Origin of the sequence: Enorma shizhengliae, from assembly GCF_009676995.1 — a bacterium.
Taxonomy (GTDB): domain Bacteria; phylum Actinomycetota; class Coriobacteriia; order Coriobacteriales; family Coriobacteriaceae; genus Enorma; species Enorma massiliensis.
The window spans coordinates 59,324-79,556 of record NZ_VTFZ01000001.1 but is presented as its reverse complement, the minus strand read 5'-3'; the positions used below and the strand labels follow the sequence as shown (position 1 = coordinate 79,556).

At 57.4% G+C, this 20,233-nt stretch carries 18 protein-coding genes; 7 read left to right on the top strand and 11 right to left on the bottom strand.

Annotated elements, in window-relative coordinates; genetic code table 11:
• Positions 1-169: 169 nt before the first annotated feature.
• Positions 170-3,094, bottom strand: a complete 2,925-nt coding sequence (locus tag GJE22_RS00360) for a helicase C-terminal domain-containing protein (RefSeq protein WP_144687508.1) — start codon at positions 3,092-3,094, stop codon at positions 170-172.
• Positions 3,094-4,047, bottom strand: coding sequence for a D-alanine--D-alanine ligase family protein (locus GJE22_RS00355; RefSeq protein WP_144687510.1), 954 nt, complete (start codon positions 4,045-4,047; stop codon positions 3,094-3,096). Before GJE22_RS00355 ends, GJE22_RS00360 begins: the two co-directional genes overlap by 1 nt.
• Positions 4,048-4,170: 123 nt before the next feature.
• On the opposite strand from GJE22_RS00355, the gene rlmN reads away from it, so the two are divergent.
• Positions 4,171-5,223 (top strand): 23S rRNA (adenine(2503)-C(2))-methyltransferase RlmN, encoded by a 1,053-nt coding sequence (gene rlmN / locus GJE22_RS00350; protein WP_144687512.1) that lies wholly within the window; start codon positions 4,171-4,173, stop codon positions 5,221-5,223.
• A 203-nt stretch (positions 5,224-5,426) separates the two neighbouring features.
• Here rlmN and GJE22_RS00345 read toward each other — a convergent pair whose 3' ends face one another.
• From GJE22_RS00345 to rpmH, 9 genes are all read right to left on the bottom strand, one after another.
• Positions 5,427-5,684 carry a hypothetical protein gene (locus GJE22_RS00345; protein WP_144687514.1) on the bottom strand — a complete coding sequence of 86 codons (258 nt, stop codon included), beginning with the start codon at positions 5,682-5,684 and terminating at the stop codon, positions 5,427-5,429.
• A 1-nt stretch (position 5,685) separates the two neighbouring features.
• Positions 5,686-6,555 (bottom strand): ParB/RepB/Spo0J family partition protein, encoded by an 870-nt coding sequence (locus GJE22_RS00340; RefSeq protein ID WP_235895738.1) that lies wholly within the window; start codon positions 6,553-6,555, stop codon positions 5,686-5,688.
• Positions 6,548-7,345 (bottom strand): ParA family protein, encoded by a 798-nt coding sequence (locus tag GJE22_RS00335; RefSeq protein ID WP_144687653.1) that lies wholly within the window; start codon positions 7,343-7,345, stop codon positions 6,548-6,550. The genes GJE22_RS00340 and GJE22_RS00335 overlap by 8 nt, the downstream gene beginning before the upstream one ends.
• A 906-nt stretch (positions 7,346-8,251) precedes the next feature.
• Positions 8,252-9,016, bottom strand: coding sequence for a 16S rRNA (guanine(527)-N(7))-methyltransferase RsmG (gene rsmG, locus GJE22_RS00330; protein WP_186297364.1), 765 nt, complete (start codon positions 9,014-9,016; stop codon positions 8,252-8,254).
• Positions 9,017-9,117: 101 nt separating this feature from the next.
• On the bottom strand, positions 9,118-9,699 hold the full coding sequence (locus tag GJE22_RS00325; RefSeq protein WP_019127412.1) for a Jag family protein: 582 nt from the start codon (positions 9,697-9,699) through the stop codon (positions 9,118-9,120).
• A 62-nt stretch (positions 9,700-9,761) separates the two neighbouring features.
• The gene (locus tag GJE22_RS00320; RefSeq protein ID WP_022349740.1) at positions 9,762-10,538 is read right to left on the bottom strand and encodes a YidC/Oxa1 family membrane protein insertase; all 777 of its coding nucleotides are present in this window, start codon (positions 10,536-10,538) and stop codon (positions 9,762-9,764) included.
• A gap of 27 nt (positions 10,539-10,565) precedes the next feature.
• The gene (yidD, locus tag GJE22_RS00315) at positions 10,566-10,778 is read right to left on the bottom strand and encodes a membrane protein insertion efficiency factor YidD (RefSeq protein ID WP_019127410.1); all 213 of its coding nucleotides are present in this window, start codon (positions 10,776-10,778) and stop codon (positions 10,566-10,568) included.
• 8 nt (positions 10,779-10,786) lie between these two features.
• Complete coding sequence (rnpA, locus tag GJE22_RS00310) at positions 10,787-11,116, bottom strand: ribonuclease P protein component (protein WP_144687518.1); 330 nt, start codon at positions 11,114-11,116, stop codon at positions 10,787-10,789.
• Positions 11,117-11,134: 18 nt separating this feature from the next.
• A complete protein-coding gene (gene rpmH / locus GJE22_RS00305; protein WP_019127408.1) occupies positions 11,135-11,269 on the bottom strand; it encodes a 50S ribosomal protein L34 in 135 nt (44 codons plus the stop codon).
• 347 nt (positions 11,270-11,616) lie between these two features.
• On the opposite strand from rpmH, the gene GJE22_RS00300 reads away from it, so the two are divergent.
• From GJE22_RS00300 to gyrB, 6 genes are all read left to right on the top strand, one after another.
• On the top strand, positions 11,617-13,044 hold the full coding sequence (locus tag GJE22_RS00300; protein WP_144687655.1) for an ATP-binding protein: 1,428 nt from the start codon (positions 11,617-11,619) through the stop codon (positions 13,042-13,044).
• A gap of 37 nt (positions 13,045-13,081) precedes the next feature.
• Positions 13,082-14,860 (top strand): DnaA ATPase domain-containing protein, encoded by a 1,779-nt coding sequence (locus GJE22_RS00295; protein ID WP_144687520.1) that lies wholly within the window; start codon positions 13,082-13,084, stop codon positions 14,858-14,860.
• 301 nt (positions 14,861-15,161) lie between these two features.
• On the top strand, positions 15,162-16,271 hold the full coding sequence (dnaN, locus tag GJE22_RS00290) for a DNA polymerase III subunit beta (protein WP_144687522.1): 1,110 nt from the start codon (positions 15,162-15,164) through the stop codon (positions 16,269-16,271).
• Positions 16,272-16,293: 22 nt separating this feature from the next.
• Positions 16,294-17,427: a DNA replication/repair protein RecF gene (recF, locus tag GJE22_RS00285; protein ID WP_144687524.1), complete on the top strand. Its 1,134-nt coding sequence runs from the start codon at positions 16,294-16,296 to the stop codon at positions 17,425-17,427.
• Positions 17,411-17,989 carry a DciA family protein gene (locus GJE22_RS00280; RefSeq protein WP_235895739.1) on the top strand — a complete coding sequence of 193 codons (579 nt, stop codon included), beginning with the start codon at positions 17,411-17,413 and terminating at the stop codon, positions 17,987-17,989. The genes recF and GJE22_RS00280 overlap by 17 nt, the downstream gene beginning before the upstream one ends.
• Before the next feature lie 128 nt (positions 17,990-18,117).
• Complete coding sequence (gyrB, locus tag GJE22_RS00275) at positions 18,118-20,139, top strand: DNA topoisomerase (ATP-hydrolyzing) subunit B (RefSeq protein ID WP_019127402.1); 2,022 nt, start codon at positions 18,118-18,120, stop codon at positions 20,137-20,139.
• Positions 20,140-20,233 lie beyond the last annotated feature (94 nt).

The following is a 20,233-nucleotide window of genomic DNA, read 5'->3' as shown; positions in this document are numbered from 1 at the left end:
CGGCAGATACGGGCGAGCGGGGCGGAAGGAAAAGCGCAGGTCAAGTGGCATGCGTCCTCCCGGCCGCGGCACGGCTACCCGGGCCCTTCGCCGCGAAGTGCCCAGAAGTTGCAATCCCGCTCGACCCCGACGGCGATCGATCGCCCCCGATGGTAAAGGCAGCGTTTCCCTAGGAGCGTCCGTGCTCGTGCGCACGGCGCCACAGCGAGAGGTACGCCCCCACGCGCTTCGCCTCGATACGCTGGTACGAGGGCGTGGGAAGCGAATTGAGAAACTTCTTGCCATACCCCTTGCTCACAAGCCGAGAATCCGCCAGCACAAGCACGCCCGTGTCGCTTGACGAGCGAATTAGACGTCCTGCAGCCTGCTTGACCTCGAGAACCGCATCCGGCAGCGAGTATCTCGCCCACGCTCGCTCCTCTCGAAGCGCCCGCTCACACGAAAGCGGATCGGTGGGACTCGCAAAAGGCAGCTTCGGAATGACAACACAGCGCAGCGTATCGCCCGAAGCATCGAAACCCTCCCAGAACGCCTTGAGCGCGAACAGCGACGAGGATTTCTCTGAAACGAAATGATCGCGCAGACGGCGCGGCGAGCTCATGCGCTTCTGGCATGCCAGCTCCAAGCCCTCCGCTGCAAGGCGGGGTGCCACCAAATCAAAGAGATCCTCCATATCGCGTCGGTTGGTGAAGAGGGTGAGCACGGAGCCGGACATGGCAACATGAACGTCGAAGAGCAGGTCCTCGAGCGCCGAGATGTACGCATCCCGGTTGCGCGGGTCGGGCAGGTCGCCCGCCACGACGACCGCCATGTTCGACTCAAAGTCGTAGCTCGAATCAAGGTGAAGCGACTTGTACGAGCCCGATGGCAGGCGGTCCAAACCCACGGCATGCTCAAAGTGCTTAAACCCACCCGAAACCGACATCGTCGCCGAGGTGAATATCGCCGTATGGACCTCGGGAAGCCATTGCTCGGCAAGCGTTTCCCCGATATCGAGGCGCTCAGCAGTGAACGCCTCGCCGCCCGCGCGCAACCTGCGATTAACCTGCAGGGAGTAGACGTAGCGATCGTCTGCACCCTCAGCGATAAGCTTGAGCCCGTCGAACAGCTCGCGAACGCGCCGCTCAAGATCAGCCGGATCCGCGGCGAGCTCAGGTGAATCCTGCGCGAGATTCTCCGCAAGCGCATGCAGGGCCTTTACGGTCTCCTCGAGCGCGTCGATTGCGGTGAGAAGCGAACTTGCCAGGAAGGACCAGTCGTCGCTCTCTCGAACCTCGGGACCGATCCAAATATTCAGCTGGTCATAGCCGCCGCTTCTCACGGTCTTGGCGAACTCGCGCGCGCCGCTGAATGCCTCGGCCATCGTAAGCGAGGCACGGTTCGCCGTTGAGATGCAACGCGATACAAGGCCCATGTACAGCGTCGAGCCGTCGCGCCCCGCCAGCTCATGGGAGAGGCGGCCGAGCACGCCCGCATCCTTGCCACCCATGCGTTCGAACACCTGCCTGCTATCGTCGGCAGAGACGCAGACGGCCCACTGGCGCCTGGCCTCCTTCTCGACCGCATGGGCCTCATCGACCACCCAATGCCTGATGGGAGGCAGTATTTTGCCATCTGCCGCAACATTTCTGAACAGCAGCGAGTGGTTCGTCACCACGACATCAGCGCGGGCAGCGCGAATGCGTGCGCCGTGCACCAGGCATTTATGCGGGAAGAACGGGCAAAGCCTGCGCGCGCACTCGCGCGAACCCGTGGTGAGGTCCTGCCTGTTCACGCTTTTCCAACGGATGCCCAGCGCATCGAGGTCGCCCGAGGGGCTCTGGCACACATATGCGTAGATGACGGCCATAGCGGTGAGCGTATCCGCCGGGTCGCGCGTGGTCACGATGTCCGAACGGCTTCTCACCAAGCGCTCGAGCTTTCGCAGGCAGGGGTAGTGGTCAAACCCCTTGAGCGCGCAGTACGAGAGCCCTCCCTCAAGTGCCTCACTAAGTTTGGGCAGCTCGTGGTACATGAGCTGATCAGCCAGGTTGTTTGATTTCGTTGCGATGCCCACGGTGATGCCGTTGCGCTTCGCCGCCTCTGCAAACGGGATGAGATAGGCCATGGACTTTCCCACGCCGGTACCCGCCTCGATGACGCGATGGGTGGAGGTTGCCAAGGCATCGCGCACCTCGCAGGCCATCTCGACCTGCTCGGCGCGGGGCTCGTACGTTGGATACATCGAGCTCACCAGACCACCCGGGGCGTAGCTCGCTTCCACCTGGTCGCGGCGCGGCACCTCGAGCGACGGCAGATCGTCGGCGTCCATGTGCTCAACGGACGACTCATCACTGATCACGCGGGTGCGGGCCGCCTCGAGCGAGAACACGGCGTCCGGCTTCTCTTGCGCGAGATAGGAGAAGATGGGGCGGTACGTCCACGGAACATCGGGGTGCGAGTTCGCAAGCAGGCCGAGCAATCCCTCTGGAAGGTCCGCCAGAGCGGTAAGCAAAACACGCCACACCCCCGCAAGCGCATCGACGTCATCCGTTGCCCGGTGTGAAACCGCGCTGCATCCGAAGACCTCGGCAATATACGAGAGCTTGTGCGATGCAAGCCGGGGAAGCGCGATACGCGAGAGGGCGAGCGAGTCGATCCAGATGGAGCTCACGTCTACGCCGCCTTTGACCGACTCGATGAAAGTGCGGTCGAACGTTGCGTTATGTGCGACCACCGGGCGCCCGCCCACGAACTCGGCGAGCTGGGCCACAGCGGTGCGAGCATCGGGGGCATGGGCAACATCTGCGTTCGTAATCCCCGTGAGCTCGGTAATCTCAGCAGGAATCAGCGTCGTGGGATGCACGAAGGTATCGAAGCGGTCGGTTATCTCACGCCCCGAGAGCACTGCTGCCGAAATCTCGATGAGTTCGTTCTCTTGCGGAGACAAACCCGTGGCCTCGGTATCGAGAATGACCACGTCCTCTTCGATGAGGCCAAACTCGCGCTCCTTCGCGCGTTCAGCAAGGGTCCGGTACGCCTCGATAACGAACCGCGGCGTACCGGGCATGACCGCATCCTCGATAGCCGGGATGCTTTCGTGTTGTTCGGGCATTATTCCTCCGCGCCCTCAAGGGCGATATGAATGAGCTCGTCGCATACCGCGCTGAACGGCATGCCCGCATGGCGCGCCTCGTCGGGGAAGAGCGAGGTATCGGTCATTCCCGGAATCGTGTTGGTCTCGAGAATCGTCGTTCCGTGCTCCCCCACGATGAAATCCGAACGCGAGAATCCCTTGCAACCAAGGGCTTCGTGCGCAGCCACCGCATATTCCTCGGCGCGATGGTAGTCTTTCGGAGAAATCGCAGCTGGGATACGGTGAACGTGCGTTGGGTCGATGTACTTCACATCAAGATCGTAGAACTCCGAACCCTCTTGGGGGAGGATTTCGACGATGGGCAGGGCGCGCGGGGGATCGCCCAGCACACCGACCGTAATCTCGGTGCCCACAAGCCGCTCTTCCACGAGGGCCTTCTCGTCGCACTCGAACGCGGTTTCCAGGGCGTCGAGCAATTTCGATTCATCCTTCACATAGGTGACGCCGTAGCTCGACCCGTTCACCGCAGGCTTCACGAAGCACTCGCTGCCAACCTCGTCGACGATGTCCGCAATGCATACGTCATCGTCGCGCTTGATGGTGATGCCGCGTGCCGTCGGAATACCGGCGCGCTGGTAGATCGCCTTGGCAACATCCTTGTCTGCCGCGCACGCGCTCGCGATTACGCCAGATCCCGTGTACGGGATACCGAGGTATTCCAGAATGCTCTGAATCATGCCATCCTCGCCACCGCGGCCATGCAGGGCGATAAAGGCTACGTCGTAAGATCCCTCCGAAAGCTTCACCAGGAAGTCATCGTCTGCCGGATCGAGCATCTCAACATGCGTGTATCCGGCTTCTGCCAGAGCCGCCATGACATTCTTGCCCGACGAGAACGAGATTTCCCGCTCATCGGATATACCACCTGCGAGCACTGCTACGCGCAGCTCATCCGGCTTATACTCAGACATTGCCGGCTCCCCTTCCTGGTGTTTTTTCGCCCACCCCATCAGCGGGCATAACTTCCCTTATTGTATAGGTATGTACGCAACTTGCACCCGTGTGCTATCAAACGTTTCGCAGAAAGGCCTCGTATGGAGCGCACCCACCATCTTCCCGACATCAGAACCCTTTCCTCTAAGGAACTTTCGCAGGTAGTGAGCGAGCTTGGCCAACCTGCGTTTCGTGCCAAGCAGCTCAGCGAATGGCTCTTCGATAAGAACGTATGTTCGTTTGAAGAGATGACCAACCTTCCTAAAGCGTTCCGTGAGCAGCTTGCTGAACACTTCGTCTTCGCTGTGCCAACAGAGGTTGTCAAACAGGTTTCTAAGGATGGTTCGCGAAAGTACCTTCTCCAATTCCCCGACGGCGTTGCCGTCGAAACGGTTGGAATGCCCTCGCGCAATCGTCTTGCGGTCTGCATCTCCACGCAAGCTGGATGCAACATGGGCTGCGCGTTCTGTGCCACTGGCCTTGCCGGCCTTACGCGCTCGCTTACCGCGCAGGAAATGGTCGACCAAGTTGTTCACGTGAGCCGAGACCTTGGCGAACGTGTTACGAGCGTTGTCTTTATGGGACAGGGGGAGCCCTTCGCCAACTTCAACGAAACGGTGCGCGCCCTCCGCATGCTCAACAGCGAGCACGGCCTCAACATTGGTGCGCGTCACCTTACGGTGTCTACCTGCGGAATCATTCCCAACATCCGTGCTTTTGCCGACTTACCCGAACAGTTCACCCTTGCCGTTTCGCTCCACTCTGCCATCCAAAGCACCCGAAACCAGCTCATGCCGGGCGTTAAGAAGTACACGCTCGTTCGCCTCCATGAGGCACTGCAGCTGTACACCGAGAAGACTGGCAGAAGGCCAACCTACGAATTCGCCATGATTGAAGGCATCAACGACACCAACCCTGAGATGAACGCACTCTGCGACTTCTGCGAGGGCACACTGTGCCACGTCAACCTCATCCAGCTCAACGATATTCCCGACAGCCCCTTTAAGCCGTCCCCCATGAAGAAGGTCGAAGAACTGCAACGCAGGCTTCAGATGCGTGGCGTGGAAACCACGATCCGCAATTCCCGGGGGAGTGACATCGATGCCGCCTGCGGGCAGCTGAAGCAGCGGAAGATCAACGCTCATCTTTCGTGAGATCTTTGACATTTAGTTGTTCTTCTTCCTATCGAGCACAGTAAAACGGATTTCGCTACAACGGAACGGGGGGGTGCCAGGCACATGCTTGGCACCCCCCGTTTCACGTGAAACCATATTCTCTTGCATCAGGGAAGGCTGGCCTACGGATTGCATCTACGTTATGGTAAACGCGTTATTAGTTAGGTACCTAACTTACAATCCTAATACCCAACGCTTTCCCACTGGTTAGCCACCCAATCCTGATTAATCTTTGGGTTCTTGGTCATCTGCGCCGTCCTCAAAGCAACGTCTTCGGACATAGTTACGATCTTCTTCTTGGAAGTTTCGTATGCATCACGAGCCCCACGACCCAGCCGTGCCCTGAGCTCTGGATTTGTTGCAACCATATAACCAACTACCGAGCCCACAACTACTGCAGCTCCAGCAGCAACCAGACCACCGATCAATCCTGGCTTCATCTTAGTCACCTTGCTCTCCAATAATCTGAGAGAGAATTCGCGTTAGGTCTTCCTCATCCTTGAACTCAATCTCAATCTTGTTTTTACCTCGTGAGTTCTTTACCCGAACGTTCGTATTGAATGTCTGGCGAAGTACCTTTGCTGCACGCTTATACGATTGCGGAGTAACGGGACGAGGGGCTTTCGGTGTTTCCGCGACAGAAAACAGTGGTGCAAGATGTTCTGTCGCTCGCACCGACAAACCTTCCGCAACAACCTTCTCAGCCAGCTTGATCCGAGCATCTTCATAAGGAACGGCAAGAATCGCTCTTGCATGACCAGCGGTAAGCTTACCGTCAAAGATGAGCTCCTGGACTGGCTCTGGAAGATCTAGAAGGCGCAGGGAGTTACTGATTGCGAAGCGCGACTTCGAAACCGCCTTCGAAAGAGCAGTCTGTGTCATTCCGCTTGATTCAATGAGCTGCTTGTAACCCTTTGCCTCTTCAATGGGATTCAAGTCAGAGCGCTGAAGATTCTCAATCAGCGCAATCGTTAGCATCTCAGCATCATCAACATCTTTAATGATGACCGGAAGCTCGGTTAGCCCTGCAAGCGTTGCCGCTTGGTATCTACGCTCTCCCGCAATGATCTCATATCCCTTCGCATCCTTACGGACAAGAAGGGGTTGAAGCACTCCGTGCTCCTGAATCGACTCGCTCAGCTCACCAAGTTCCTTCTCATTGAAATGAGTACGAGGTTGATTAGGGTTCGGATGAATCTCCTGAATCGGAATCATTGTATTGTCTGTTGTATGCCCGGTTTCATACTGGGCTTCACTTACAAGAGCAGACAACCCTTTACCAAGTCCGGACTTCTTCTTTGTGCTAGGCACGACTGATCACCTCATCTGCAAGAGAAAGATACGCAATTGCACCCTTGTTGCTCGGAGCGTATTCGATTACTGGCATTCCAAATGACGGTGCTTCGGAAATCTTGACCGTTCTAGGAACCAGCGTGTCAAACACCTTGTCACCAAAGTACGCCCGAACCTCATCAACAACCTGGTTTGCAAGCGAAGTACGAGAGTCATACATCGTCATGAGCACGCCAAACACTTCAAGCAAGCGATTGATGCGCTCTTTGACCATTCTCATTGACTCAAGTAGCTTCGTAACACCCTCAAGTGCATAGTATTCACACTGAATCGGTATCAGTACGCTATCTGCTGCCGCCAAAGCGTTGATAGTCAACAATCCGAGAGACGGCGGACAATCGATAAAGATGTAATCGAATTCATTTTGAACCGGAGAGAGCAACTCTTTCAATCGTGTTTCACGCGCCATTGCTGAAACAAGCTCTATTTCGGCGCCGGCAAGCTGAATCGTTGCGGGAATTACAAAGACTCGCTCGCAATCCGTATCATGAATGAGGTCTTCTGCAGATACGTTATGGATTAGCGCATCATACACACATTGCTCGAGCTCTTCTTTTTCTATACCGAAGCCACTCGTGCTGTTTCCTTGTGGGTCAAAATCAACCAACAGGACCTTTTTGCCCTTTGAGCTAAGCGCAGCTGACAGATTGACTGCCGTGGTGCTTTTCCCAACGCCACCTTTTTGATTGATGATTGAAATGATCCTTGTCTTCGAGTTCGAATCCCGCGGGACGTCTTTGAACCCCATTTGACCTCCTACTGCAGTTAAAGAATGATATTGGTCGGTCGCAGCGTTTTCACGTGAAAACATTTAACTTGTTCATTCATTATGTTTCAGCTTGATTGGACATGCAAGATGCCAAGCTGATGAATTTGACTACAATTGAGAAATCTAAAACAAACGACTGGAAGATAATATCCGACGAGCATATCCAAGCTGTTCAGTTCTGAAGTTGTGTCTGAAACTCTATTCCGAATTACAAGTTTTAATACCGCTCAGCCTAAAGCAACAGCACACATATCGTGTTTTCACGTGAAAACAGCTCCGATGCACGCACTTAAATCAATAGTGTAGACACATGAATGCACGTGCGCCATAGTTACTATAAAGATGATTACAAATCAAAATCCTACAGCCATCTAACAATTGTAGGCGATTACGCATTTATGGAACGAATTACAAGCCTGCCGAACAATTGATGGACAAACGCATGATTTCTCGAAATTTATAAATACAACTCGATTCAACCTTTTACAAACGACCTGATCGAACTGTATTCACAAGCAATATGAGTATGCATTGATTAGATGACGCGCTGTAAGGCGAAAAGCTATCTAACCATCAGCCTTGTGTTCAATAAGCGATTCAGGTTGCATGAAAGCATGCCAAACAATTTCTATCCCATTTGTCACAACAGTTGCGAAACAAATTTAGAACCGAAATCTCTCGAAAAGGGACAAAGAATATATGAGGCGGACCCTCAATACAGAACAGAATAATACAAATCGAGTTTTCACGTGAAAACAGACTGATGATAATCGGCCATCAATGCCCTAACGCAACATCAAAAAGCTAGTAAGCTAGAGAATGCGTAAGATCGAGAGCACTTATAATATAATAGAGGCCAATCGGAATGATTGACCTTTTTGAAGATTACTTCGAAATAGGATGTTTCTTAGCCATCCCAACAGCCCGAGGGAGCTTCATTGATGGCTTGTGAGATTTCTTGAATACAAAGATTGCTCGCGCGCCACGTTTCCCAGGAAGAGAAAGATCGTAACGCAGGGGAGCATCGAACCCACAAACCTGAGCCGCATAAGTTCCATCAGATACCTCGTCAGCAGCAGGGACACCCTTCGAAACTATAAGCAGACCGCTTTTCTTCAGAAGTGGTGAAGCATACTCAACGAGGGTAGATAGATGCGCGACAGCACGTGCTACAACAACGGAAAACTCACCACGATGAGAAAGAGCGTAGGATTCAACACGTTCATGAACAGTTTCGACTCGCTCTACACCCAACTGTGAGGCACACGCTTCTACAACCTTAACCTTCTTACCAACCGAATCCATGAGGACAGAAGGACGGTGAGAAGTAATAGCAAGAGGAAGCCCGGGGAAACCAGCCCCGGTGCCAATATCAAGCAACTTACCCTTAGGGGCACCATCAACATATGGCAGAAGAACAAGCGAATCGTAGATATGTAGGATGGCAGCCTCGTGTGGATCAGTGATGCGGGTCAGGTTAATGTTCTCATTGGCCTTAAGAACATATTCAAGATGACCAACACACAACTCCAACTCATCAGGAGTAACCTTGGAGGTCAGTTGCCCATCCTGAAGTGAGCCAACATAACGATCCCAATACTGTCCAAGCTCTGCAACAAGCATTGAGTGAAAAGCGGAGGGCTCGCTCATAGATATACTCCTGCCAATAGTTCTTGAAGCACAAACTCTTGTCATAGAAAAGGGGTGCGGCACAGCCACACCCCTTAATACTACCAATATAGAAGAAACTCCTATAGAGCAGTCACAACAACTCGACGCTCGGGATCAACGCCCTCGGAATGAGTTTCAACAGCAGCGTTATCGCGAAGCGCGATATGCACCAGACGACGCTCGTAGGCACTCATAGGAGGAAGAGCGACAGACCCATGCTGACGCACAGCACGGGCGGCAGCAGAGTGGGCCATGGAAGTAACCTTGTCATTACGACGACTCTTATAACCCTCGATGTCAACCACCACAGGATAACGGAATCCCAAACGACGGCTCACAATCAGAGAGAACATGGTCTGCAGAGACTCAAGCGTACGACCGTGACGCCCGATGAGCACAGCCAGATTGGGAGCAGTAACATCGAGAATCAGCTCGCCGTCATCGCCCTCATACTCATCGATAGGGGAATCTTCGGCATCAAAATGCTTCAGGATATTGCGAATCACAGACAGCGCAACATCAGCGACGGTATCGAGCTCCTCATCGGTAAGCTCCTCGCCCGCTTTATATTTGCGCGCAATCTCGGGATACTCGCCGACGACCTCATCGAGGGAGGTCGGCGCGACCTCATTCTCCTCGATTTCAAGCAGTTCCTCAGACATGACGTCTCCCAAAATTATTTAGGTACCTAATTAAGTACCGGCTTACGTAACTCTTCTATCGGCTAGTTCTTCTTGCGCGGACGAGCCTTGTGCTCACGGCGCACCACATCGACCTCGATGGGGGCATGCGCCAGGCGCTCCTCTTCCTCGGCCTTAGCCTTCTCCATAACGCGACGGGTCACGAAGATCTGCTGCGCAACCTGCCACAGAGACGAAACGTCGTAGTAGAGCAAAACGCCCGCAGGCAGGTTCCAACCAAGCCAGAGCATCATGATGCCCATGACGAGCGCCATCGTGCGCATGGAAGAAGCCTGCTGACCAGTCTGGTTATGGGACTGATACAGCGAAGGAATAACCGTCAGGATGCCGAACAGGATCAGCGAAATGAGGTACGGCAGCGCGGTGGCGATACCATTCGCCCACTGGGCGCCGGGCGTAGTCGTAAGGTCGGGCATGATGTTGTAGAACGAGAACACCACACCGGACTCGCCGATGTACCCAGGAAGGTTGCGCAGCAGGGTGAACAGCGCAAGCAGGATGGGCATCTGAATAAGCAGAGGCAGGCAACCACCCAGCGGGTTGAACTTGTTCTCCGAGTAGAACTTCTGCATCTCCTCGGCCTGACGCTGCGGATCATCGGCATACTTCTGCTGAATCTCCATCAGCTTCGGCTGAAGCACCTGCATGCGCGCCGTCGATTTCGTCGACTTCAACAGAAGCGGCGTGAGAATCAGGCGCACGATGACGGTAAGGATGATGATCGAGAGACCCCAGTCAGAGGCGAACCCCTGAATGAACCTCAGGATCTGAAGAAGAATTTGAACGATCCAATCCCACATCTATGGTTTCCTCCGTTTAACCTAGCCCTAGGGCACCGGGTCGTAGCCGCCGCCGTGAAACGGATTGCATCGAATGATGCGACGAATCGCGAGCCAGCTACCTTTACCTACTCCGTATCGCTCGATTGCCTCGACCGCGTACTGCGAGCACGTGGGCGTATAGATGCAAGCGGCGGGCAACAAAGGGGAAATGACGCGCTGATAGACCTTGATGGGAGCAATGAGAAGCCGCCGGAACATGAAAGCCCCTACCAGCCAACGCCGGCGCGTGCAGACAGCCGCATAAGCGCCGCGCAAAGATCCTGCGGGGCCGCGTCGCGGGTCGCCGCGGTGGCGAACAAGATCACATCATGCCCAGGTACGGGAAAGTCGCACGCGCGCGCCGTTTCGCGCAACACGCGCTTGGACCTATTCCTCAAGACAGCGTTTCCAAGACGCTTAGGTGCAGCGAAGGCGACCCGACCAGGATCGCCTTCGCTCACAGCATCACATATAACCATTCGCATCAAGGGATGGTTATAGCGCCGTCCCCGTGTATAGACACGCTCGAAATCCGACCGGGCTTTAATGGTCTTCATGCGCAAGCGCGTTGCAAGCTAGACGGTGAGGCGCTTGCGGCCCTTGGCACGACGGCGAGCGAGCACAGCGCGGCCGCCCTTGGTGGCCATACGGGCGCGGAAACCGTGGGTCTTGGCACGCTTGCGCTTATTAGGCTGGTACGTACGCTTCATGATTTCTATCCTCCTGCTTGTTTGAACAAACAAATAAGTCGCGTGAGCTTCAAGATTGTAGGGAAAACGGCACAAGAATGTCAACAAGCAGGTAGAACTTGTTTGCAAGTTACCACATGCCGTTCAAACCGCCTTGTGCCGCCAAGAAAGGAGAATTATTCGTTTCAGAAGATTTCAATGAGTTTTCGACAGGTTATCAAGCTGTGTGGATAACTTTTCACTTCGTTTCTTCAGTTTTCAACACGTTTTGAAAAGTTGTTGAAAGGTTCAGAAGCTTTCAATGCGGTACTATCTAAGGCCTAGACTTCAGATTCATCTCGAGCGGGCGTTTACTAGGATGGTTGCTCATGGCCGACGATTTTTATCCCTTTGTCGATTCAGGTGACCCCGCACCCGACAACAGGCACATCACGGGCATATCCGACGGCCAGCATGCAGACATGGCGAACGCGGCGCCAAGCGCCCAAACTGACCAAGCGAAAACACCCCAGGATGAGACCGCCGGAGCGGCCGAACCATCCGGCGAGTCGACCGTGTTTGCCACACGCATTGCAATCTACGACGACATGCTTTCCACACCGCGCGTGATCGTAGTGCAGCCGAAAGACCCTCGCTCCTATCTTGAGGAAATTACCAACACCGTCTATCGCTGCATGAAAGAACAGGGCGGGTCGCTCTCACTCATGGTCATCCGAGAGCTCGTGGAAAACTTCATCCACGCCCACTTCACCGAGCCGATCGTCTCCATCCTCGATGGCGGAAACACGATTAGATTCGCAGATCAGGGACCGGGGATCAACGACAAGGAACGCGCATTCGAATTCGGCGTGACCTCGGCAAACCGTTCGATGAAGCGCTACATACGCGGCACGGGCGCGGGCCTGCCCATGGTTCAGCAGTACCTCGAGAATGCAGGGGGCGCAGTTTCCATCGAAGACAACCTAGGCGCGGGAACCGTGGTGACGGTGAGCGTCGACCAAGCACGCGTGGCAGAAATCGAAGCAAACAGCGGGCGCGGGGCGGCCGTCCGGGGGACCCAGTTCACGTCGGCATCCCTCCGACGAGGAATCCCCCAGGGAGGGTACGCGGGAGCTCCAAACCCCTACCAAGAGCAGTACCCCTACCAATCAGGAGCATTCGCGCAGATACCCGGCCAGGGCTTTGCAGCTGGAGCGGGCTCTATGCCGGCACAAGGGTATCCGCAGCAAGCGGGAGCTTGGCCGCAGCAGCAGGCGCCGTACCCACAGCAGCCCGCTCAATATCAGCAGACTGCCCCTCAGGGAGCGCCCGTTCAACAGCAGACAGAATCATTCCAGCAGGCGGACCCCTATACGCAGGCGGGTCTGTATCAGCAGTCGGGATTCCCACAACAGTACGGCTACCCCGCCCAACCACCCTACGGCATGGGATGGGGCTTTTCGACAACACCCGAACCGGGTTTTCAACAATCTGGTCAAGAGTTTTCCACAATTCAACAGCATAAGCCTCAAGCTGGGGAAACACAGGAGCAGCAGGCGGCGGCCGGCACTGTTCAAAATCGCGGTGCAAACGATCCCTTCCTCACGGAACGAGGCCTACAAGCTCTGGATTTCCTTGTCGCCAACGGCCAATGCGGGCCCACCGAGCTCACGAACGCGTTCGGACACTCCGGCCCCACCTGGTCACGCGAGCTTGCTACACTGAGCGGGTACGGTTTCGCAACTAAACATGGAAGAAAATACTTCCTCACCGAGCTGGGGGCGGCGTGGATCGCCGAACACGGGACTCGAAACTAACCAGGGACCGCGAACCATAGGAAGCAAGGGGTAGCCCATGGATACCGAGGCGAAGATCATCCTCGATGACACCATCTCGTTCTGTGAACGCGACGAGCGCGACGGGCGCCTCATCAACATTCTTGGCCAGTGCGTTCCCGTCGAACTCACCGAAACGTCCCTCACCATCGAGGCTCCCACGCGTTTCGCCTACTCTTATTTGCTCAAACAGCGCGCCATCATAGAGCGCTATCTCGAGGAGATAACCTTCGGCCCCCTCGCGCTGAACGTAACGGTTCCCGAGTCGATCACCGCAGGCCATCGCGGCGCTGCGGACGCAAGCCCTCGACGCGGCGAAACAGCCCCCGCCCCGGCAGTGGTTTCACGTGAAACATATGAGCAGGCAGAAGCCTCCGCGCCAGCGGGCAGCGATGCCGGCGTGCATGCCGGTGCTTCAGGCGATGCCGCCGCGTTCACGGGCGCGGCCTCGCACGGCGACGATGCCATAACCTCGGAGGCACACGAGGCGCATCGCCTTTCGCTCGGCACCCCCGCCGACGGTGGATCGGGGAAGGTCAAGGTCACAAACGTCCTCTCACCCGATGCGTTCCGCCAGCTCACTTCAGCCGTCCATGCAAGCGAGCAGAAACCGGCCGAAGTTGCCAAGAAGAGGGAGGAACACACACCGGATTCCCCCGAACAAGAGCAGCAGTCGGTACACGTGCACTCAAAATTCACGTTCGAAAACTTCGTGTACGGCGATGAGAACAAGCACGCCTACCAGTCCGCCGTGCGCTTCGCCGCCATGGCAGACGAGCCCGGCACCTGCACGTCGCTCTTCATCTACGGCAAGAGCGGCCTCGGCAAGACGCACCTGCTGCTCGCGATCAAGAATTATCTCAACGAGCACAGCCCGCACCTGCGCGTGAAGTACGCGAACTCGCAAACATATGTCGAGGATTACATCAGCGAGCTCGCCATCTCGAAGAACCGCGCGGGCATCATCCTGCGCGAATACCACGACGCCGACGTGCTCATCATCGACGACATCCAGAACATCATCGGCAAGACGCAGAGCATCGAGAACTTCTTCTCGCTCATGGACGAGTTCATCCGCAACAACAAGAAGATCGCCATCGCGTCGGACCGCGCGCCGAAGAACCTCGGCATGGATGAGCGCCTCACGAGCCGCTTCAACGCCGGTATGCTCTGCCTCGTATCGGAGCCTGGCTTCGAGATGAAGTACATGATTCTAAAGCGGTACTACGAGAACACGGTGCTGCCCGACGCAGAGGCCGAAGCGGCAGCCGTGGCACTCGACGGCACGGGGTCGCTGCTCGACACCCTCCGCTCCGGCGGCGGAAAGCTCACCGACGAGCAACTCCGCCATATGGCAGAAGTCTCCGGCACCAACATTCGCGAACTTGAGAGCTTCTGCGAGCGCTGCGCGGGCGCATCGTACGAGTGCGAGCAGAGCGGCCGGGAACTCACCGGCGAGGAGATAGACCGGATTGCCAACGAGTACTTCGATACGGCGCACAAGAAGATCCACATCGATACCGTCCAGTCGGTGGTCGAAGAGTTCTACCACGTGAGCCACGAAGAGCTGATCGGCCCGCGGCGCATGGCGAACATCGCGTTCGCACGGCATGTGGCCATCTATCTCGCCATGGACATGTGTGAGATGACGACACCCATGGTCGGCGCGGAATTCGGCGGTAGAAACCATTCCACCGTGCTCAGTTCCATCAAGGTGGTCGAGAAGAAGCTCAAGGAAGACCGCAGCCTCTGCGAAGATTTGCAGGCCATGAGGAACAAGATCATCCTCAAGTCGTAGCGCCGAAAGGGTTTGGAAACCCGCTGCGGCGACGAGGGTCCGCCCACAGTGCAACCACTGTCAACCGGGGAGTTGAAAACATGTTGAGAGGTGCTCGAAAGCCTGTTGAAAACACGGGGGCAGTGGTGGAGAATCAAGGAGGTGCCTCGGCGCTGTGGAAAACAAGGGTGCTTGCCAACAGGTCGATGTTCAATAAAACAACGCGTCTGACCTGCCCGTATCCAAGCTTTCCACATCTTCAACGGTCTAATTGTAATAGTTGGTTTTAGATATATATCTATATATAAAAGAAAGGCGCGCCATGAAGTTCACCGTGAGTCAAGACTCCCTCGCCGATGCCCTCTCCGTCGTACTCAAGGGCGCGGGCGGCGCAACCACCCTACCCATTCTGAACGGCGTACTCATCAAAGCCTATGACGGCGTTCTGGAACTCCATACGACAAATACTGAGATTTCCATCAAGCACCGCATCACCGCGCGCGTGGATGAGCCGGGCGAGGCGGTCGTTCCCTGCAAGCTCTTCTCGAACATCACGAAGGCGCTGCCCGACGCTCCGGTGAGCTTCGAGGTCGTTGAGCGCCAGGCGGTCATCTCGTGCGCCAAGAGCTCGTTCCGCTTGAACATGCTCGATCCCCGCGACTTCCCCGAGTTCCCTGCCTATGCTATCGAGTCGTGCGTCGACCTGCCGGTGAGCGTGCTTTCCGAGATGGTGTCGCGCGTGTGGCGCGTGGCGTCGAAGGACCGCAGCCGCGGCGTTCTCACGGGCGTTTTGATGACCGTGGAGAACAACACGATCCGCCTGGTTGCAACGGACTCATACCGTCTGGCTGTATGCGATACCCAGGTGGAGACCTCGAACCTGGAGGGAAGCTTCGAGGCGATCGTGCCCTCCGAGTCGCTCAACGATGCCCTCTCCGTCATGGGCGACGCGCCAACCATCATGGTGGGCGTAACGGATGCCCAGGTGGTCTTCGAGGCGGGGAATACGTGCTACGTGACGCGCCGCATGAAAGAGTCGTTCCCCAGCTATCGCATGCTCATCCCCTCGGCCTGCGCCATGACGGCGAAGCTCGACAACACCTCCTTCGCCGCGGCGGTGAAGCGCGTCTCGGCTATCGGTTCGGGTAACCCCACACTGCGTTTTGATATCGACACCGAGGCGGGCGTGCTCAAGCTCACGCTTATCTCGAGCGATCAGGGCTATGCGAGCGAGACGTTGGATATCGAGGCTGAAGGCAAGAGCGGCTGCACGGGCTTCTCGTGCCACTACATCGCCGACTTCTTCAATATGGCGGGCCACGACAAGGACCTCACCCTCGAGATTCAAGATTACGGGCGCCCCGCCGTTTTCAAAACGTATGGCAAGGTCAATTACCTCTACCTCGCCATGCCGATTCGCTTGAGCGAATAGCGAAGACCCCGCAGCCGCCGTCATGTCCATATACGCGCGCACGCTCTCGGTTACCGAATACCGTAGCTTCCCCTCGTTCGAGCTCGATCTTGCCCGTGGCGTAACGGTTCTCGTGGGGCACAACGCCGTGGGCAAGACCAACCTTGTCGAGGCGTTGCAGCTGCTAACGTCGGGGCGGTCGTTTAGGAAGCCGTCGCCCCGTGAGCTCGTTCGCGCGGGCGGCCCGCGCTGCTCGATGAAGCTCACGCTCGAGGGCGAGGGCCGCGTGATCGATATGGGGTGCGTGGTTGAAGACGGCAGGCGGGCGTTCATGCGCAACGGCAAGCGGTGCCGTGCGGCTGGTGTGCGCGGCGTCGTTCCCTCGGTGCTCTTCTGTCCCGACGACCTAGACCTGGTGAAGCGCGGCGCCCGATTGCGGCGCGAGGCACTCGACGGCTTCGGCATCCAGCTCAACGAGAGCTACGCCCAGCTGGCGAGCACCTACGAGCGCACCGTTGAACAGCGCAACTCTCTGCTCAAGGAGCCGTTCTGCACGCGTGACCTTCTGGATGCTTGGAACGACTCCATCGCATCCACGGGTGCGGCGCTTACGGTGCACCGCCTCGCGCTGCTGAGCCGTATTCGCGAACACCTCATCGATGTGTATGCCGGGCTCTCTGGCGGCGAGGCCGCGGACGTTTCATATGTTCCCTCGTGGGGCGCCCCCGACGCCACCCCGCTACCGGCCGTCGCCGATGCATCCTCGCGCGCTGACCGCATCGAAGCGGTGCGGGCGCGGATCGCATCGGCGCTCGACGAGCGTGCCGGCGAGGAGCTGCGGCGCGGCATCACATTGGTGGGGCCCCATCGCGACGAGATCGCGTTCACGATAGACGGTCGGGATGCCAGGACCTTTGCATCGCAGGGGCAGCAGCGAAGCCTCGTGCTCGCATGGAAGATCGCCGAGGTCGAGGTGACGCGCGAGATTCTCGGCAGGCCTCCGCTGCTTCTGCTCGACGATGTGATGAGCGAGCTCGACGAGACGCGCCGGCAAGCGTTTCTAGGGCTCGTGGGCGGTGGCGTGCAGACGGTGATCACGACCACCAACCTCGGCTACTTCGATGATTCGGCGCTCGATCGGGCGAAGGTGGTGAAGATCGGTGGGGGCAGCAGATAGAACCGACGGTGGCTTCGAACGCGAGCGGACGACTGTTGCCGTCTCTTCGATCATGGGCCAGGTCCGGCGGGACATTGTCTCCCGCGCCACGCCCGAGCAGCTCGAGCGCATGCGCAAGGCAGAGGCGGCCCGCGGCGTCTACCGCGCGTGGAACGCGGTGTGCGGCGGCACGCGCGAAGGGGAGCACGTGACCGGCCTCAGGTATCTCTCCGATCAAAACAAGCTTCTCGTCTACCTCGACGATGCCGTGTGGACGCAAGAGATGACGATGCTCCGCGAGATTATCCGCGCGCGCATGGAGCGCGAAGGGGTGAGGCTCGATGGATTCGTCTTCCGCACCACGAAACCGGGGTTCAAGCGCTCCGGCGTCGAGCGCCCGCGTGGGGAGAAGAAGGCGGCGCCGACCCCGCCCAGCACCGCTCCTTTGAGCGCGGAGGAGGAGGGGGCCATCGATGCGGCGGTGGCGCCCATCGCCGACGACCGTTTGCGCAAATCGCTCAAAAAGGCCATGAAGGCGAGTATGGAGTGGAAAAAGGGTACCGACTTGAAAAACAAGGCGTAAATCCAATCTGGTGGCCTTGTAGAGGTACTCAAGCGCCGTAAAGACAGCGCGCGTATTCGGCTATCATAGATAGGCTAACTGAACTTTGCGATCTCACACGCAATCGATGTGGTCGAAAGGGAGAATACGTGGCAAAAAAGGAACAGTACGACGGTAGCGAGATTAAGATTCTCGAAGGTCTCGAAGCCGTTCGCAAGCGCCCCGGCATGTACATCGGTTCAACGAGTGCCAGCGGCCTGCACCATCTCGTATGGGAGATCGTCGACAACTCGGTCGACGAGGCCATGGCCGGCTTCTGCACCAAGATCGAGGTGACGGTGCATGCCGATAACTCCGTTACCGTTGTGGACAACGGCCGCGGCATCCCCGTGGACAAGCACCCCGTGAAGAAGATCCCCACGCTGGAAGTCGTCATGACGATCCTCCACGCGGGCGGTAAGTTCGACAACTCCGCCTATAAGGTTTCGGGCGGCCTCCACGGCGTGGGCGTCTCGGTGGTAAACGCCCTCTCCAAGAAGATGGTCGTGCAGGTCAAGCGCGGCGGCAAGATCTACGAGATGCAGTTCAGCCGCGGTAAGACCACGATGAAGATGAAGGAAGTGGGAACCGCTAAGAGCACCGGTACCACGACGACGTTCTGGCCGGATGACGAGATCTTCGAGACCACGGTCTTCGACTACGAGACGCTGAGGAACCGCCTCCAGGAGACGGCGTTTCTGAACAAGAACCTGAAGATCGTGCTCAAGGACGAGCGCGAGCTCATGCCGCGCGTGGATGAGTTCTGCTACGAGGGCGGCATCGTCGACTTCGTGAAGTTCCTGAACGAGGGGCGCGAGATCCCCGACGGTCTCAAGCGCCCTATCTACCTGACGGGCAAGAGCGAGCCGGACGCTCCGGTCGACCGCACCGGCGAGGTCGAGGTGGCGCTGCAGTGGAACACCTCGTATTCCGAGACGGTCATGAGCTTTGCGAACGACATCTACACCCCCGAGGGCGGCATGCACCTTGAGGGCTTCCGCACCGCGCTCACCCGCGTGATCAACGATTACGCGAAGAAGCAGAACATGCTGAAGAAGGATACCGATAAGCTTACCGGCGATGACGTGCGCGAAGGCCTTGCCGCGGTTATTTCCGTCAAGCTTGCGGACCCGCAGTTCGAGGGCCAGACCAAGGCCAAGCTCGGCAGCTCGTTCATGCGCGCGCTCGTGCTTAAGGTCGTAACCGACGGCCTTACCGATTACCTTGAGGAGCACCCCAAGGCCGCCCGCGAGATCGTGAAGAAGGCTCAGCAGGCTTCGAAGGCGCGCAACGCCGCCCGCAAGGCCCGCGAGGCCACGCGCCGCAAGAGCCTGCTCGAAAGTGCATCGCTTCCCGGCAAGCTCGCGGACTGCTCGGTGCGCGATGCCGAGATGACCGAGCTCTTCATCGTGGAGGGCGACTCCGCAGGCGGGTCCGCGAAGGACGGCCGCCGCCGCGATATCCAGGCAATCCTGCCGCTGCGCGGCAAGATTTTGAACGTGGAACGCGTGGGCGACCACCGTGCGTTCTCGAGCGATACCATCCAGTCACTTATCACGGCGATCGGCACCGGCGTGACCACGAGCTTGGGTGATGGCGGCGACTTCGACATCACGAAGGCCCGCTACCACAAGATCATCATCATGACTGATGCCGACGTGGACGGCGCCCATATCCGCATCCTCTTGCTCACGTTCTTCTACAAGTACATGCGCCCGCTCATCGATGCCGGATACGTCTACGTGGCGTGCCCGCCCATCTTTGGCGTGAAGGTGCGCAACAAGATCCATTACGTGTATCCCAACGGCCGCCAGCCGGAGGAGGAGATCCTGCGCGACACCATCAAGAGCCTGGGCCTCAACCCCGACGACGATGGCGACGATGCGAGCGGCAAGGTCACCAAGAAGCGCCGTGGCTACACCGTGCAGCGCTACAAGGGCTTGGGTGAGATGGATCCCAAGCAGCTCGCCTCGACGACCATGGACCCCAAGACGCGCATCTTGCAGCGGGTTACCATCGACGACGCCGTGGCTGCTGATCGCGCGGTGCGCGAGCTTATGGGCAACCAGGTTGAGTTCCGCCGGGAGTACATCGAGAAGCACGCGCACGACGCCCGCTTCCTCGACGCGTAATGGGTCATTTTGGGACGGGTCCATTTTGAACCATCCCTGAGAAACCGAGCGGACCTGAGTCATTCTGGGACGGGTCCATTTTGAGTCATCGATT